The 15,862-nt window shown below is 62.3% G+C and carries 16 protein-coding genes; 5 read left to right on the top strand and 11 right to left on the bottom strand.

Annotated features, from left to right (window positions below; genetic code table 11):
* The 11 genes from nifA to HFC70_RS00280 form a co-directional block, all read right to left on the bottom strand.
* Complete coding sequence (gene nifA / locus HFC70_RS00330) at nt 1-1,761, bottom strand: nif-specific transcriptional activator NifA (protein WP_168471208.1); 1,761 nt, start codon at nt 1,759-1,761, stop codon at nt 1-3.
* A 193-nt stretch (nt 1,762-1,954) separates the two neighbouring features.
* Complete coding sequence (locus HFC70_RS00325) at nt 1,955-2,254, bottom strand: ferredoxin family protein (protein ID WP_168471207.1); 300 nt, start codon at nt 2,252-2,254, stop codon at nt 1,955-1,957.
* Nucleotides 2,255-2,310: 56 nt separating this feature from the next.
* A complete protein-coding gene (locus tag HFC70_RS00320) occupies nt 2,311-3,618 on the bottom strand; it encodes an FAD-dependent oxidoreductase (protein ID WP_168471206.1) in 1,308 nt (435 codons plus the stop codon).
* Between the two features lie 13 nt (nt 3,619-3,631).
* Nucleotides 3,632-4,741, bottom strand: coding sequence for an electron transfer flavoprotein subunit alpha/FixB family protein (locus HFC70_RS00315; RefSeq protein WP_168471205.1), 1,110 nt, complete (start codon nt 4,739-4,741; stop codon nt 3,632-3,634).
* Nucleotides 4,742-4,848: 107 nt separating this feature from the next.
* The gene (locus HFC70_RS00310) at nt 4,849-5,703 is read right to left on the bottom strand and encodes an electron transfer flavoprotein subunit beta/FixA family protein (RefSeq protein WP_168471728.1); all 855 of its coding nucleotides are present in this window, start codon (nt 5,701-5,703) and stop codon (nt 4,849-4,851) included.
* 249 nt (nt 5,704-5,952) lie between these two features.
* Complete coding sequence (gene nifW / locus HFC70_RS00305) at nt 5,953-6,336, bottom strand: nitrogenase stabilizing/protective protein NifW (RefSeq protein WP_168471204.1); 384 nt, start codon at nt 6,334-6,336, stop codon at nt 5,953-5,955.
* Nucleotides 6,329-7,138 (bottom strand): serine O-acetyltransferase, encoded by an 810-nt coding sequence (gene cysE, locus HFC70_RS00300; protein WP_168471203.1) that lies wholly within the window; start codon nt 7,136-7,138, stop codon nt 6,329-6,331. The genes nifW and cysE overlap by 8 nt, the downstream gene beginning before the upstream one ends.
* Complete coding sequence (nifV, locus tag HFC70_RS00295; protein ID WP_168471202.1) at nt 7,126-8,295, bottom strand: homocitrate synthase; 1,170 nt, start codon at nt 8,293-8,295, stop codon at nt 7,126-7,128. The genes cysE and nifV overlap by 13 nt, the downstream gene beginning before the upstream one ends.
* A 28-nt stretch (nt 8,296-8,323) precedes the next feature.
* Entirely contained in the window at nt 8,324-9,526 is a 1,203-nt protein-coding gene (gene nifS / locus HFC70_RS00290; RefSeq protein WP_168471201.1) for a cysteine desulfurase NifS, read from the bottom strand.
* Between the two features lie 23 nt (nt 9,527-9,549).
* Complete coding sequence (locus HFC70_RS00285; RefSeq protein ID WP_246735603.1) at nt 9,550-9,963, bottom strand: NifU family protein; 414 nt, start codon at nt 9,961-9,963, stop codon at nt 9,550-9,552.
* A 17-nt stretch (nt 9,964-9,980) separates the two neighbouring features.
* Nucleotides 9,981-10,301 (bottom strand): iron-sulfur cluster assembly accessory protein, encoded by a 321-nt coding sequence (locus tag HFC70_RS00280; RefSeq protein WP_168471199.1) that lies wholly within the window; start codon nt 10,299-10,301, stop codon nt 9,981-9,983.
* 490 nt (nt 10,302-10,791) lie between these two features.
* On the opposite strand from HFC70_RS00280, the gene nifH reads away from it, so the two are divergent.
* The 5 genes from nifH to HFC70_RS27215 all read left to right on the top strand — a co-directional run bounded on the left by nifH (nt 10,792) and on the right by HFC70_RS27215 (nt 15,626).
* Nucleotides 10,792-11,691 (top strand): nitrogenase iron protein, encoded by a 900-nt coding sequence (gene nifH / locus HFC70_RS00275; protein WP_028738197.1) that lies wholly within the window; start codon nt 10,792-10,794, stop codon nt 11,689-11,691.
* Between the two features lie 97 nt (nt 11,692-11,788).
* Nucleotides 11,789-13,300, top strand: a complete 1,512-nt coding sequence (gene nifD, locus HFC70_RS00270; RefSeq protein WP_168471198.1) for a nitrogenase molybdenum-iron protein alpha chain — start codon at nt 11,789-11,791, stop codon at nt 13,298-13,300.
* A gap of 167 nt (nt 13,301-13,467) precedes the next feature.
* Nucleotides 13,468-15,009: a nitrogenase molybdenum-iron protein subunit beta gene (gene nifK / locus HFC70_RS00265; protein WP_168471197.1), complete on the top strand. Its 1,542-nt coding sequence runs from the start codon at nt 13,468-13,470 to the stop codon at nt 15,007-15,009.
* 114 nt (nt 15,010-15,123) lie between these two features.
* Nucleotides 15,124-15,387 carry a type II toxin-antitoxin system Phd/YefM family antitoxin gene (locus HFC70_RS00260; protein WP_168471196.1) on the top strand — a complete coding sequence of 88 codons (264 nt, stop codon included), beginning with the start codon at nt 15,124-15,126 and terminating at the stop codon, nt 15,385-15,387.
* Nucleotides 15,384-15,626: a PIN domain-containing protein gene (locus tag HFC70_RS27215; protein WP_368669478.1), complete on the top strand. Its 243-nt coding sequence runs from the start codon at nt 15,384-15,386 to the stop codon at nt 15,624-15,626. The genes HFC70_RS00260 and HFC70_RS27215 overlap by 4 nt, the downstream gene beginning before the upstream one ends.
* The last annotated feature ends 236 nt before the right edge of the window (nt 15,627-15,862 follow it).

Genomic DNA, 15,862 nt, shown 5'->3' with positions numbered 1-15,862 from the left:
TCAGAACTTCTTGACCGGAACATTGTGGCGGCGCAGGGCATAACCGACTTGGCGGGGCGTCAGGCCGAGAATGCGGGCGGCCTTGGCCTGTACCCAGCCGGAGCGCTCCATCGCATCGACCAGCCGATCCCGTTCCGTGAGCCGGCCGCCATTGGCGGGACAATCCGGATCTTCCGGGTCGCAGGTCTTGGTGCTGGCTTGCGGCAGCGCGTCGCCCGCAACGGGACGCGACGGCAGCGCGCCGGCCGGCAGCATGTGGCCGGCCGCCAGGGCGTCGATGGCATGGGCCGCTCCCGTCTTGCCGGCGCCTTTCCACAGCAGGGCCGACAGACATTGCCCGGAACTGCAGGCGAAATCGCTCGGCCCGATGGTTTCGGAGCGGGTCAGCGTTGCCGTGCGTTGCACGCAGTTTTCAAGCTCGCGAACGTTTCCGGGAAAATAGCATCGCGAGATCAGGTCGAGCGAGGTCTTGTTGAAGCTCAGGTGACGGCTGTTTTCCCGGTTGAACCGTTGCAGAAAGGATTCCGCCAGCTGCGGAATATCGCCCGGCCGGTCGCGCAAGGGCGGCAGCGTGACCGGCACGACGCTGATGCGGTAGTAGAGATCGGCGCGGAATTCGCCCTTGCGCACCGCCTCTTCGAGGTCGCGGTTGGTGGCGCAGATCAGCCGCACATCGACCTTGATCGTCTTGTTGCCGCCAACCCGCTCAAACTCGCCCTCCTGCAGCACGCGCAGCAGCTTGGCCTGAAAGGCCGGCGAAATCTCGCCGATCTCGTCGAGTAGAAGCGTACCGCCATGGGCGAACTCGAAGCGTCCGACGCGCTGGCTGGTCGCGCCGGTGAAAGCGCCCTTCTCATGGCCGAACAGTTCCGATTCCAGCACGCTTTCAGGCAGCGCCGCGCAATTGAGTTTGACGAACGGCTTGTCGTGGCGGGTCGACAATTCGTGAATGGTCTGGGCGAACAGTTCCTTGCCCGTTCCGCTTTCGCCGCGCAGCAACACGGTCGAGTTGGTCGTGGCGACGATGTTGATGACCTCGAGCACCTTCTTCACGGCGGCGCTCTCGCCGACGATGCGGTTGGTCTTGCCGCCGCGGCGCGGCCTGACATCATACTTGCCCTGGGCCTCAAGAGATTTTTCAAGCCGCTGCTGCTGCTCGATCAGCCGCTGCCGGTCTTCCGACAGGATGCGGTGCAGGCGAATGGTCTGCCCCACCAGGTTGGCGACCATGGTCAGGAAACGCATGTCCTCGTCGAAAGTGAAATCGTTGCCCTTGCCGCTGTCGCGGGCCCTGTCGATCGACAGCGTGCCGAGAACCTGATGGTTGGCCTTGACGGGAACGCCGATGAAACAGACGCTGGATGCGGCATGGTCGGTTTCGCTGAACAGGCTGGAGCGACGGATATCCTGCACCACCAGCGGCGTCGCCGTTGCGACGATCTGGTCGATCACCGCCTGTGGGACTGGCATGAAATGATCCTCACCCGGCGGATGGCTGTAGCCGGCGGTCGCAATGATTTCCGGCAATCCCGCCTCGTCGAGTACGAGGATCGCGCCCTGGCGCATCTGCAGGAAGGACGAAAGGATGTTGACGACATTGGCAAGCGTGATTTCCAGCCGGGCCGGTTCAGCCAGGATCTTGGAAATCTCGTAGATGCCGCTGAGCGAGATATTGGCGCGCCGCCCCGACCGCACTGCCGCGTCCGACGGGGGAGTGCTCTCTTTCGGCCGGGCAATATGCTCGACATAGCTGTGGTTCATCTGATGACCTCTTGGACTATCCGCATCTGGATTGTTCCAAGGGTAACCTCCCCGAGCCGAATTTTGTTATGCAAACAGCTTATGCCGACACTTGTCTTTGTCAATTCGATTTCGCTCTGCAGGCCCTGCAAAGCAGGGATTCCTTGGCAAATGTAAAGTTTTTGAGACATGATCCGGTACGGGTTGCCAAACCTCAGCCAAACTTGAACAGCACGCCGAAGCCGCCGCGCGGATAGTTCCACTCGATCTCGCCGCTTGCCTCGCAGAGCACCCGGCAGGTGCCGCATTCCATGCAGCCATCGGCGGTGATCTCCACCTGACCCTGATCGTTGGTCTCGTAACATTTTGCCGGACAAACCCGGGTCAGTGCCAAAAGGTTTGCGCTCGGCGTTTCGTGTGGCCGGACCGTGATATGCGGGCGGCCGACATCGACCAGGTAGCGATTCTGGAAAAGCTTGTCTTCGACCCTGATGTCCTTGATGGCGATGGTCATGTCGGTGCTCCTCGTTGACTATGGGTTGCGGTAGAGGCGGCTTGTGGTTTTTTCGGTCAGCGCCAGGCGAGTGCCAGCCTGACCGCGTCGGACACCATGCCCCATCGGCTGCGGCGCTTGACGAAGGAGGCGATCGTCGCCTTCTCCTTGTCGATCTTCGGCGTACCGTCGACGCGCACGAAACTCTGTGCCGCCGCCGACAGCAGTTGCGGATAGGTCATGAAGAAATTCTGCGAATTGGTGTGCAGCAGGGCGGGCATGTCCTTGTGCTTCTTCAGATCCTTGACCACGAAGGACTCGTCCAGCATCTTTTTGTAGAGGCTAAGGTTCTCGGCCGTCATCGGATCGCGCCGGCTTTTCACCTGGAAGATTGCCTCGGCGGCCAGCCGCCCTGATGTCATGGCGAGGTTCGACCCTTCGCGGTGCACGGCATTGTTGAGCTGCGCCGCATCGCCAACCACCACCCAGCCGTCGCCAAAGAGCTGCGGAATGGCCTTGTAGCCGCCTTCCGGGATCAGATGTGCAGAATATTCCTTGACCTCGGATCCTGCCAACAGCGGCTTGATCGAGGGATGGTTCTTGAATTCCTCCAGCAGCGCATAAGGACTTTCCATGGTCTTGGCATAGTCGGAGACCAGGCAGCCGAGACCGAGTGAAATGCATTCCTTGTTGGTATAGAGGAAGGCAAGTCCAGTCATGCCTTGCGAGAAGGTGCCGGCCGCCTCGATCACGCAGCCTTCGTTGCCGGACAGGCCGAAGCGCTGACAGATCACCTCCTCGGGGAGGAAATGCATTTCCTTGACGGCCAGTGCCACCGTTTCGGGCTTCGGCATGTCGCGCAGGCCGGCCCGCGTGCCGAGCAGGCCGTTGACGCCTTCGGCCAGCACCACGACATCGGCGAGAATGACGCCGCCGGTGCGGTCGGTATGCACGCCGATCACCTTGCCCTTGGTGTCGCGAGCAAGCGCCGTCACGGTGGTCTCGCACAGCACCGTTCCGCCGACCTCCTTGACCTTGCGCGAGAACCATTTGTCGAATTGCGCCCGGATGATCGTGTAGCGGTTCGGCTTGTCCTCGTTGAAGTCCGACGAGCGGTAATGCATGCCGGTATGCGAGGTGTCGTCCATCATCCAGAAGCGCTGTTCGACCAGATGGCGCTCCAGCGGCGCATCCTCGCGGAAATCCGGGATGATTTTTTCCAGCATGCTGGCATACATGATGGCGCCCTGGACATTCTTGGAGCCCGCATATTCGCCGCGCTCCAGCTGCAGCACTTTCAGGCCACGGCTGGCCAGCGTATAGGCGGCTGCATTGCCGGACATCCCGGCGCCGATGACGATGGCATCGAATTTTTCCTCGATCATGATCCTCACCCCTTCAGCTTGCGAGCTTGTCGCGATTGTGCGGCGAAAGCCGGCGGACAAAGGCTTCTTTCAGCGCCGGCAGGAAACGCACGGCATCGGTGACGATGCCGACATGGGCGAAATCGAAGATCGGCGCATTGGCATCGGTGTTGATGGCGACGATCAGGTCTGCTCCCTCGACGCCCACCCGGTGCTGGATCGCCCCGGAAATGCCGGCGGCGATATAGAGCTTTGGCCGGATGGTCTTGCCGGTCTGGCCGATCTGGCGCTCGGCCGGCATCCAGCCCTTCTGCACCACCGGCCGCGAACAGCCGTATTCGGCGCCAAGCGTCGCAGCCAGCCCCTTGATCAGCTGGAAATTCTCCGCAGCCCCCATGCCAAGCCCGCCGGCCACGACGATATCGGCATAGGCAAGGTTGACCTTTAGGGACTGGCCGTCGGGAAGGAAGCTGAGGATCTTCGTGACGATATCCTCCTCTACCATGGAGAGCGGATGCTGGATCACCCGGCCGATCGGCCGTTCGCGGCGCTCGGGCATGGCCATCACTCGCGGCCGGATCGTCGCCATCTGCGGCCGGAAATTCAACGTGTAGATCGTGCACAGCAGCGAACCGCCGAAGGTCGGCCGTGTCGCGGCCAGCGACTTGTCGTCATCGACGTCGAGTTCGGTGCAGTCGGCTGTCAGCCCCGTCTTCAGCGTCGTCGCGACGGAGCCGGCCAGATCGCGGCCGAGCGTCGTGGCGCCCAGCAGCAGGATTTCCGGCTGGTAGGCATTGACCAGATCGGTCAGCCCCTTGGAATAGGGCTCGTTGCGATAGTCGCGCAGCAGGGGATCCTCGATGAGATAGGCAAGATCGGCGCCATAGGCGAAACACTCTGCCACCGCATGCCACGTTGCCTCGCCGGGCGGGCCGAGCACGACGCCGGCCAGTTGCACGCCGAGCTTGTCGGCGAGCTTGCGGCCTTCGCCTAAAAGCTCGAACGAGACGGGATGCACCTGGCCGCGCTCCATCTCGACCGCCACCCAGACATGTTTGTAGGACTTGAAATGCTCCGGCAGTTCTTTTTTCATGCCGGCCCGGCCGGCGGCCGGTGGCGGTGCTTTCGGGCTTTCGTCGGCCATGATGGTGTCCTTTCTCAGAGCAATTCCAGGAAAAGTGCGAAGCGGTTTTCCGTCCGGAATTGGGTAAAACAGATAGAGAGAGCCTTTCACAGAAACGGTGAAGGGCTCTAGGCGAGGCTATTTTCAGCGATCAGCGCCGTTTCAAGCACGGGTTGACGGGCGAAGATTTCGGCGATGAGGGCATCGGCCAGATCCCTGGGGCTATCGCCAGCCTCGCCGATCAGCACTGCCTTGTCCTGGCGGGCGGTCGGCGCAAAGACGCGCTTGACCACGGTCGGCGAGCCGCGCAATCCGCATTTGGTGAGGTCGATGATGCCGGCATCGGCAGCACTCCAGGTGAGGATTTCGGCCCGCGCCGCCCGCAGCGCATCGTTCATGCTGCCGCGGCGGATCTCGTTACTGCCTTCAAGCATGGTGATCAGGCAGGGCAGCCGAGTCTTCAGCACCTGCGTACCGCCTTCGGCACGCCGCTCCACGGTAATCTCCCGAGCGCCCGGATCAATCGCGCCGATCTTGGCCACATAGGTCAGTTGCAGCAGGTTCAGCCGCTTGGCGATGCCGGGGCCGACTTGGGCGGTATCGCCGTCGATGGTCTGCTTGCCGGCAAAGATCACGTCGGGCGTGCCGTAGAGTTCGCCGATCTTCTCAATCGCTGCCGACAGCGCAAACGAGGTGGCCAGCGTATCTGAGCCGGCGAAATAGCGGTCGGTCAGCAGCACGCCGCGATCCGCCCCGTAGGTCAGCGCTTTGCGCAGCGAATCCGCGGCCATCGGCGGCCCCATGGTCAGCACAGTCACCTCGCCACCATGGGCGTCGCGCATCCGGAGCGCTTCTTCGAGCGAGAACAGGTCGTAAGGGTTGATGATCGTCGGCACGCCCTGCCGCATGATGGTATTGGTCACCGGATGGACGCGGATCTGCGCCGAATCCGGCACCTGCTTGATACAGACGACGATATGCATGTCCTGCGCCTCCAAATCCCTGGTCGTTGCGGCCTTGTCGGTCTCAGGCATTGATCAGCATAATCCGTGCCAGATTTCTAAGTGACTGAATTCAAGCGATTTTTATTTTGTGTCGGTCGGCTGTTGCAGGCTTTTGTCGGGTTTTCGACATTGTCGCGTCGGATGCGGCGCGTGTCGGGTGGTGCGGCGGACCGACAAAAAGAGACCGGTCCGCCTTTGGCGGACCGGTCGAGGCTGGGGAAGAGCGGTTCAATTGTCGGCGAATGGTTTCAGGGCCGCCTCGAAGGCGACGAAGGCGCCGCGCTTTTCGGCCGGCTTGTCCGGATCGTGGTCCTTCAGCACCTTGAACACCCGCTGCGACAGCGGCGAGGCGGCTTCAAAATCGCCATAGGCCCGTTCCAGCGTCGAGCGGGCGCGGGCTGCGATCACCCGGTCCGGCAGGCTGTCGAAATCTTCCTCAGCCAGATACTGGCCCATGCGTTTGAGGATATGTAGCCGGGCGACGTTGAGGATCTTCGGATCGTAGAGAATGCCCAGCTGATGGAAGAAATCCTCGGCCGACGACAGGCCGCGCAGGCGTTCCAGGATATTGTCGACGTCGATCGGACGGGAATTGCTCGAGCAGTCACTCATGTTTGTCTCCCTGGTCTGGCGATGAGTTCGCCGCCTGGCGACGAACCGCGGGTGGAACGAAAGGTTGTTTTGCGGCGCGCTGGCCCTGCAGATGCGCCAGCCGCAGTTCGAGAAATTCGATCCGGTCGATCAGTGCAGAGACGGCATCTCCCACCGGATCGGGCATCAGGTGATGATCGAGATCGATGCGGCCGTGGCCGAGCCGGCGCCGTTCGGTGTCCGGCCGCACAACGCGGCCCGGTATGCCGATGACGGTCATGCCGGGCGGCACATCCTCGATGACCACGGAATTGGCACCGACGCGGCACCCAGTGCCCAGCGTGATCGGCCCGAGGATCTTGGCGCCCGCTCCCACCAGCACGCCGTCGCCAAGGGTCGGATGGCGCTTGCCCGGCGACCAGGAGGTGCCGCCGAGGGTCACGCCGTGATAGAGCGTCACGTCGTCGCCGATCTCCGCGGTCTCGCCGATCACCACGCCGGCGCCGTGATCGATGAAAAACCTTTGCCCGATCGTGGCGCCGGGGTGAATGTCGATATTGGTCAGGAGCCGCGACAGCCAAGATAGGAAGCGGGCGGCAAAGCGTAGTTTTGCCTGCCACAGGCGATGGGCGAGGCGATGCCAGATGATGGCGTGCACGCCGGGATAAAGCGCCAGGATTTCGAGGCGATTGCGGGCTGCCGGATCCCGCGCCTTGACGCAGGCGATATCGTCCTTGATCGCGGTGAAAAGTCCTCGGCGCGGTGGCGCCACGGCGGCGGGCCGGTCTTGCTTGGATCCACTGGTCAGCATCACGAATGACATCTCGACCCCCTTATCCGCGGCAGGACTGCGGCATCTGTTACCAGCCGGTCGTAGAGGCGCACCAGTTCGCCCGGCGGCAGCGACGCCTTGGTCTCGGTGGCCCGTTGGCGCACCAGAGGGATGAGCGCCGTGATCTCGTCGCGATTTGGAAAGCGGCCGTTTTCTTCGAGCACATGCGCTATGGCCGTTGTCCCCGAATGCTTACCGATGGCGATCCGGTGCCGCCGGCCGACATCCTGCGGGTCGAGGCCCTGATAGGTCTGCGGTTCGCTCAGCAAGCCGGCGACATGGATGCCGGATTCATGGGTGAAGACATGGGCGCCGGTGATCGGCTTGGCCGGGGCGATCACCTGTCCTGCGGCACGCGCGACAAGACCGGCAAGGTCAGGCAGGGCGGCCAGGTCGATGCCGCCCGTCAGGCCATGACGATGGTGCAGCGCCACGGCGACCTCCTCCAGCGCCGCATTGCCGGCCCGCTCACCAAGCCCGCCGACCGTGACCGACAGGTGCCGCACACCGGCCCGAAACGCCGCCAGCGTATTGGCGGTCGCCAGTCCGAGATCGTTATGGGCGTGGAATTCAAGCGCGACCGGCGATTTCGCGGCAAGCGGTGCCAGCATGTCGAAGGTCGAAAACGGATCGAGAATGCCGACCGTATCGGCCAGCCGCACCCGTGCCGCGCCCGCATCCACAGCAACGGCGATCACTTGCTCAAGATGCTCGGCATCAGCCCGCGATGCATCCTCGCAGCCAACGGCAACGAACAGGCCGCGGGCGACCGCCTTGCGCACCATGGCCTCGATGACGGTAAGCGCCTGCTTTCGATTCAGGCCGAGCTTGGCGGCAAGCTGCAGATCGGAGGCCGGCATCGACAGGTTGACGGCATCGACCCCGCTGGCAAGGGCGGCGTCCAGATCGCGGTCCGTCATCCGGCACCAGGCCATGACGCGTAGCGGCAGGCGCAGCGACACCACGGCGCGGATGGCCGCCACCTCGTCCTCGCCCATGACAGGCGTTCCAACCTCGATTTCCGGAATGCCGGCGGCGGCCAGGGCCTCGGCGATCCCCAGCTTCTCCGCCACGGAAAAGGCCACGCCCGGCGCCTGCTCGCCGTCACGCAGTGTCGTGTCGTTCAGAAAAACCGGGGCTTCCGTCATCTCAAGTTCGTGTCCATGGCGCGGTGGGTCATGCGAGGGCCGACATGGGGATCGCCAAACTGCGACCGGTGCCGGCGGGTGATACCGATCGGGTCCGCAGCGTTTCGACGATGCCGGGCAAGGTCGCAATGACGCGGTCGATCTCCCGCTCGGTACTGTCGCGCGACAGGGAGAAGCGTAAGGCCCCGTGTGCGGCACCGGCGGCAAACCCCATGGCGCGCAGGACGTGGCTCGGCTCCATCGATCCGGAGGCGCAGGCAGAGCCGGTCGAGCAGGCTATTCCCTGGCGATCGAGCAGCGCGACGATCCCCTCGGCATCGACATCGGCAAAGGCGATATGAGCGGTGTTGGGCAGGCGCTGCTGTCGATCGCCGGTCACCGACGCGTCGGGAATGCGTTGCAACAGCCCATCCTCCAGCCGATCCCGCAAGGGCCTAACGCGGCTGGTCATCTCGTCCATATGGGCAAGGGCCAGTTCGGCAGCCTTGCCGAGCCCGACGATGGCCGGCGTGTTCTCCGTTCCGGCGCGGCGGCCGCGCTCCTGCTGCCCACCGCGCAGCAGCGGACAGAAGGGCGTGCCGCGCCTGACATAGAGAACGCCGATGCCTTTCGGTCCGTGCAGCTTGTGGCCGGACAGCGACAGCATATCGATCCCCGCCTCTTTCAGATCGATCGGCAGCTTGCCGGCTGCCTGTACCGCGTCCGTATGGAATAGAGCGCCGGCCTGCCGGGCGAGTTCGGCCAGCTCGGCCACCGGAAACAGAGTGCCGGTCTCGTTATTGGCCCACATGATGGAGGCGACTGCGACCTTGTCGGAAAGTGCTGCGCGATAGGCCGCTATATCAAGCCTGCCCTGCCTATCGACCGGGATGCGGTGCACCCGGATGCCGCGCTGCCGCTCCAGATGGGCACACAGCGACAGGATGGCCGGATGCTCGACGGCACTCGTGACGATCTCGTTGCGGCCGGGCATGGTCTCGAGCGCCGAGAGGATCGCCGTGCTGTTGCTCTCGGTGCCGCCGGAGGTGAAGGTCACCTCATGGTCGTGCGCGGCGCCCAGCAGTGCCTGGACCTGCCGGCGGGCGGTCTTCAATGCGCCGCTGACACCGGACCCGAAGGCGTGTCGCGACGAGGGATTGCCGAACTGGTCGCCAAAGAACGGCAGCATGGCATCGACCACGGCAGGCGCCACGCGGGTCGTGGCATTGTTGTCGAGATAGACGGCATCCATGTCCGGCACCTCCTCTCAAGCCGTCAGTTGATCGGGATGACGCGCAGCGCCGGCAGGCCGGTTGCCTCGATCAGCTTCTGCCGCACGCCGTTCAGGGTCAGCGAGGCCAGTTGACAGCCGACGCAGGCGCCTGACAGCTTGACGCGCACCGCATCGCCGACGATCTCGACCAGTTCGCAATCGCCGCCGTCGCGCCGTAGGTTGGGCCGGATTGCTTCAAGGGCTGCCTCGATCAGCGGGCGGCGGCGTTCCATCAAGGCTGCCCTGAGCGCTGCCGCCTTGCCATCTGGATCGGTGCCGTCGGGCTCCGGCCGGCTGGCTGCATCGCCCGGATCGGCCATGGCGCCGTGGCGCACCGCAAGAGTGGCCGGCCTCGCCGGGCGATCGCGCAATCCGTCGTAAAGCGTGATGCGTGCCGCATTGCTGTTGTTCTGCATGATCCCGCTCTCCCGGTTCAACCGAACGACTTGCCGCAGGCGCATTTTTCCGCCGCGTTGGGATTGTTGAAGACGAAGCCGGAAGATTCCAGGCCAGTGACGAAATCCACCGTCATTCCAGCGACATGCTGCTGCGAGCCGGCGTCGACATAGACCTTGACGCCATCGGTCTCGATCACGGCATCGCCGTCGCGGATAACGGATTCCAGGCCCATCATGTATTTCAGCCCGGCGCAGCCGCCCGCCTCCACCATGATGCGCAAGCCCTCGGCGGGCTCGGCGGCCCTCGACAGGGCTGTCTTGACGGCGGAAACGGCATTCTCAGTCAGGTTAATCATGGCGGTTCTCCATCTCGAATAGGACGACGAACCCTGCGATGCACATGCCGTGCCAAAAGTGAAAATGCAGAAATATCAATTGAATAGGTCTGATGTCGCTTTGTCGTCAATCCGACAACGTCGGTAACGCGACATAAGCTGCAGGACATCGCTCACCGGTACCGGCCGCGCAAAACAGACCTTGCCGTCACGATTTTCCGGTCGCCGCGGCAGACCTGGCATGCAGGGGAATACCGGCGGGCGCCGGACGTGGACAAATCGGACAAGGCCTGTCGGATTTGTCGTGTCTGCGACAGAGGCCGGGCGGCCGTCATGAGACCGCTCGTGAATTTTATCATATTGAAAAATATGGATAAAATTTTTTCCTCAAGGCGGTTTTTCAAACTGGCACGGCTTTTGAAACGAGAGGGACGGCGGCGGTCAAGCCTGCCGATCCGGTATCCAACTCGCGGCCTTGCCGCGGTTGCCTTAAGCGAAGGAAGGAAAAGTCATGGCAGCTCTGCGTCAGATTGCATTTTACGGGAAAGGCGGCATCGGCAAGTCCACCACCTCCCAGAATACATTGGCCGCACTCGTCGACCTGGGTCAGAAGATCCTGATCGTCGGCTGCGACCCCAAGGCGGATTCCACCCGCCTCATTCTCAACTCCAAGGCCCAGGACACCGTCCTGTCGCTCGCAGCCCAGGAAGGCTCCGTCGAGGATCTCGAGCTCGAAGACGTGCTGAAGATCGGCTACAAGGGCATCAAGTGCGTCGAATCCGGCGGTCCGGAGCCAGGCGTCGGCTGTGCCGGCCGCGGTGTCATCACCTCGATCAACTTCCTCGAAGAAAACGGCGCCTATGACGACGTGGACTATGTGTCCTACGACGTTCTCGGCGACGTCGTCTGTGGCGGTTTCGCCATGCCGATCCGCGAAAACAAGGCCCAGGAAATCTACATCGTCATGTCCGGCGAGATGATGGCGCTCTATGCCGCCAACAACATCGCCAAGGGCATTTTGAAATACGCCAATTCCGGCGGCGTGCGCCTCGGTGGCCTGATCTGCAACGAACGCCAGACCGACCGCGAACTGGACCTCGCCGAAGCTCTGTCAGCACGGCTCAATTCCAAGCTGATCCACTTCGTGCCGCGCGACAACATCGTGCAGCATGCCGAACTGCGCAAGCAGACGGTCATCGAATATGCGCCGAATTCCCAGCAGGCCGACGAATACCGCCAGCTGGCCCAGAAGATCCATAACAATTCGGGCAAGGGTACCATCCCGACCCCGATCACCATGGAAGAGCTGGAAGACATGCTGCTCGCCTTCGGCATCATGAAGACCGACGAGCAGATGCTGGCCGAACTGGCCGCCAAGGAAGCCGCCAAGCAGGCCGTCGCCGCTGTGTAATCGGCTCAGACGAAACCGGGCGCCGGCCTTGACCCGGCGCTCCTTTCAAACCCGGCGGATCTGCCGCCATCCATCTTCGAAGAAGGGGTCGATTGCCATGAGCCTCGATTATGAAAACGACAGCCAGCTCCACGAGAAACTGATCGAGGACGTGCTGTCGCACTATCCCGACAAGACGGCCAAGCGCCGCAAGAAACACCTGAACGTCGCCAAGACGGGCGAAGAGGTCGATGCCGAGGATGGCAAGCCGCTGTCCGAATGCGACGTCAAGTCGAACATCAAGTCCATTCCGGGCGTCATGACCATCCGCGGCTGCGCCTATGCCGGCTCCAAGGGGGTCGTTTGGGGTCCGGTCAAGGACATGGTCCACATCTCCCACGGACCGGTCGGTTGTGGCCAGTATTCCTGGTCGCAACGCCGCAACTACTATATCGGCACGACCGGCATCGACACCTTCGTCACCATGCAGTTCACCTCCGATTTCCAGGAGAAGGACATCGTCTTCGGTGGCGACAAGAAGCTCGAAAAGGTCATCGACGAGATCGAGGCGCTGTTCCCGCTCAACAATGGCGTGACGATCCAGTCCGAATGTCCAATCGGCCTGATCGGCGACGACATCGAAGCCGTGTCGCGCAAGAAGAAGAAAGAGATCAACAAGACCATCGTGCCGGTACGCTGCGAAGGCTTCCGCGGCGTGTCGCAGTCGCTCGGCCACCACATCGCCAACGATGCCATCCGCGACTGGGTGTTCTCCGGCGAAGACAAGCATGCCGACTTCGAGACTGGCCCCTACGACGTCAACATCATCGGTGACTACAATATTGGCGGCGATGCCTGGGCGAGCCGCATCCTGCTTGAGGAAATGGGCCTGCGGGTGGTCGGCAACTGGTCGGGCGATGCGACACTCGCCGAAATCGAGCGGGCGCCGAAGGCAAGGCTCAACCTCATCCACTGCTACCGGTCGATGAACTATATCTGCCGCCACATGGAAGAGAAATACGGCATCGCCTGGACGGAATACAACTTCTTCGGTCCCTCCCAGATCGAATCCAGCCTGCGCAAGATCGCCAAGTATTTCGGGCCGGAGATCGAGGCCAATGCCGAAGCCGTCATCGCCAAGTACCGGCCGTTGGTCGATGCGGTGATCGACCGTTTTCGCCCGCGTCTCGAAGGTAAAACCGTGATGCTCTATGTCGGCGGCCTGCGCCCCCGCCACGTCATCACGGCCTATGAGGATCTCGGCATGGAGATCGTCGGCACTGGCTACGAGTTCGGCCATAACGACGATTACCAGCGCACCAGCCACTACGTCAAAAGCGGCACGCTGATCTATGACGATGTCACCGGCTACGAGCTGGAAAAGTTCATCGAGGGCATCCGTCCCGATCTGGTCGGTTCCGGCATCAAGGAAAAATACCCTGTCCAGAAGATGGGCATCCCGTTCCGCCAGATGCACTCGTGGGACTATTCCGGCCCCTATCATGGCTATGACGGCTTCGCGATCTTCGCCCGCGACATGGATCTGGCCATCAACAACCCGGTCTGGGGCCTCTACGACGCACCGTGGAAGAAGAAGGCGCCGGCACCGATGGCGATTGCCGCCGAATGAACTGCCATTCCCGCTTCGCCCGCGAAACGGGGATACCGACATCCGGTCGGTGAGACCGGCGGAATGAACCAGCGCCGGTGGGCGAACGCCCGTCCGGTTCCTTTAAATGTCTCATATGTCCCAGTGCCGCCGTATGGCGCGGCCTGCAAGGATGGAGGTGACCCGTCATGCCACAGTCGGCTGAAAAAGTACTCGACCACGCCCCGCTCTTCCGCGAGCCCGAATATGTCGAGATGTTGAAGAACAAGAAGGAAAATTTCGAATGCCCGCATCCGGGCGAATGGGTCGATGATCAGCGCGAGCTGACCAAGACCTGGGAATATCGCGAGAAGAACCTTGCCCGCGAGGCTCTTGTCGTCAATCCCGCCAAGGCCTGTCAGCCGCTCGGCGCGGTGTTTGCCGCCGCCGGGTTTGAGAAGACCATGTCCTTCGTGCATGGATCGCAGGGCTGCGTTGCCTATTACCGCTCGCATCTGTCGCGCCACTTCAAGGAGCCGTCGTCGGCGGTTTCCTCGTCGATGACGGAAGATGCAGCCGTATTCGGCGGCCTCAAGAACATGATCGACGGGCTTGCCAACACCTACACGCTCTATGAGCCGAAGATGATCGCGGTCTCGACCACCTGCATGGCCGAAGTCATCGGCGACGACCTGCGCAGCTTCATCGAGAACGCCAAGAACGAAGGCTCGGTGCCGGCCGATTACGACGTGCCGTTCGCCCACACGCCGGCCTTTGTTGGCAGCCATGTCGACGGCTACGACAACATGGTGCGTGGCGTGTTCGAGCATTTCTGGAAGGGCCAGCCGCGCACGGAGATCAAGGGCCGCTTCAACCTGATCCCCGGCTTCGACGGTTTCTGCGTCGGCAACAACCGCGAGATCAAGCGCATGCTGGCGATGATGGGTGTCGACTACACCTTCATCCAGGACGCTTCCGACCAGTACGATACGCCCTCGGACGGCGAATACCGCATGTATGACGGCGGCACGAAGATCGACGACGTCAAGGCGGCGCTGAATGCCGAGTGGACCTTGTCGCTGCAGCATTACAACACTCGCAAGACCGAGGACTACTGCAAGGAGGTCGGCCAGAAGGTCGCGTCGCTGCACTATCCGATGGGGGTTCGCGGCACCGACGACCTGCTGATGAAGGTCTCGGAGATGACCGGCAAGGAAATCCCCGAAGAGCTGCGCATGGAGCGCGGCCGCCTGGTCGACGCCATGGCCGACAGCCAGGCCTATCTGCATGGCAAGAAATACGCGATCTACGGCGATCCGGATTTCGTCTACGGCATGGCGCGCTTCATCCTGGAAACCGGTGGCGAACCGACCCATTGCCTGGCCACCAACGGCTCCGCCGCCTGGGAAGCCGAGATGAAGGACCTCTTCGCCTCCTCGCCCTTCGGCAAGGATTGCCAGGTCTGGCCCGGCAAGGACCTCTGGGCCATGCGCTCGCTGCTGTTCACCGAGCCGGTCGATCTTCTGATCGGCAGTTCCTATGGCAAATATCTGGAGCGCGATACCGGCACGCCGCTGCTGCGCCTCACCTTCCCGATCTTCGACCGCCATCACCACCACCGCTTCCCGGTCATGGGCTACCAGGGCGGTCTTCGGGTCCTGACGACGATCCTCGACAAGTTCTTCGACGTCTACGACCAGCAGACGATCATCCCATCGAAGACAGACTATTCCTTCGACCTGACGCGCTAAGTCCGGCAGCATCCTGCAACGACGAAACCGGCTCCTCTTTGGGGCCGGTTTTGCTTTGGGCGCTGATTTGCGCTGTCAATCGTGGTATATGTCGGTCGGACCATGGAGACAGTCATGAACATTTCCGTCAGCGAAGCCGCCAAAAGACTTGCCGAACTCGTCCGCCGCGCCGAGGCGGGGGAGGAGATCGTCCTGACCGACGCTGGAAAAGCGGTTGCGAGGTTGAAGGCGGAAGAGAAAAGAGCGCTAACGCCCGAAGAGAAGTTGGCGATCATTGATGACATAAGTCGCCGCGCCGCGAAGGAAGCGACGCCCGGCCCCGATGCGGCGCACAGTCAGGATTTTCTCTACGATCCTGAGACCGGACTGCCCGCGTGATTGTTTTGGACACGTCGGCGATGCTGGCGATCCTCTTGCGAGAGCCCGCGGCGGGTGAGTTGGCCAACCGATTAGCGGTGTCAGGCGACGTTCTTATATCTGCGGGGACCTTGTCTGAAATGTATATCGTGGCCAGCAGGCGGGGTATTTTCGAAAGGCTTGACGAGCTTCTGGCGCGGATCAAGCCGGAGATTGTTCCGGTCACGGAGGAAGTCGCGCAAAAGATAGGTGCCATCTAGCGCCAATGGGGCAAGGGCTTTCATCCTGCCGGTCTCAATTTCGGAGATTGCTTCGCCTATGCGCTGGCCAAGGAGCGCGATCTGCCGCTGCTGTTCGTCGGTAACGATTTTGCGCGGACCGATATCCGCCCGGCAATCGGCATGGCCTGACCGCTTTGTCGGGAAGCTGACAAGCCGACAACGGTTTTGTCGCAACCGGATTCCGGGAGATTCCGGAACGCCATGAATTTCCTATG

Origin of the sequence: Agrobacterium sp. a22-2, assembly GCF_012276985.1 — a bacterium.
Lineage (GTDB): Bacteria > Pseudomonadota > Alphaproteobacteria > Rhizobiales > Rhizobiaceae > Allorhizobium.
This window is presented reverse-complemented; position numbering and strand designations above follow the sequence as displayed.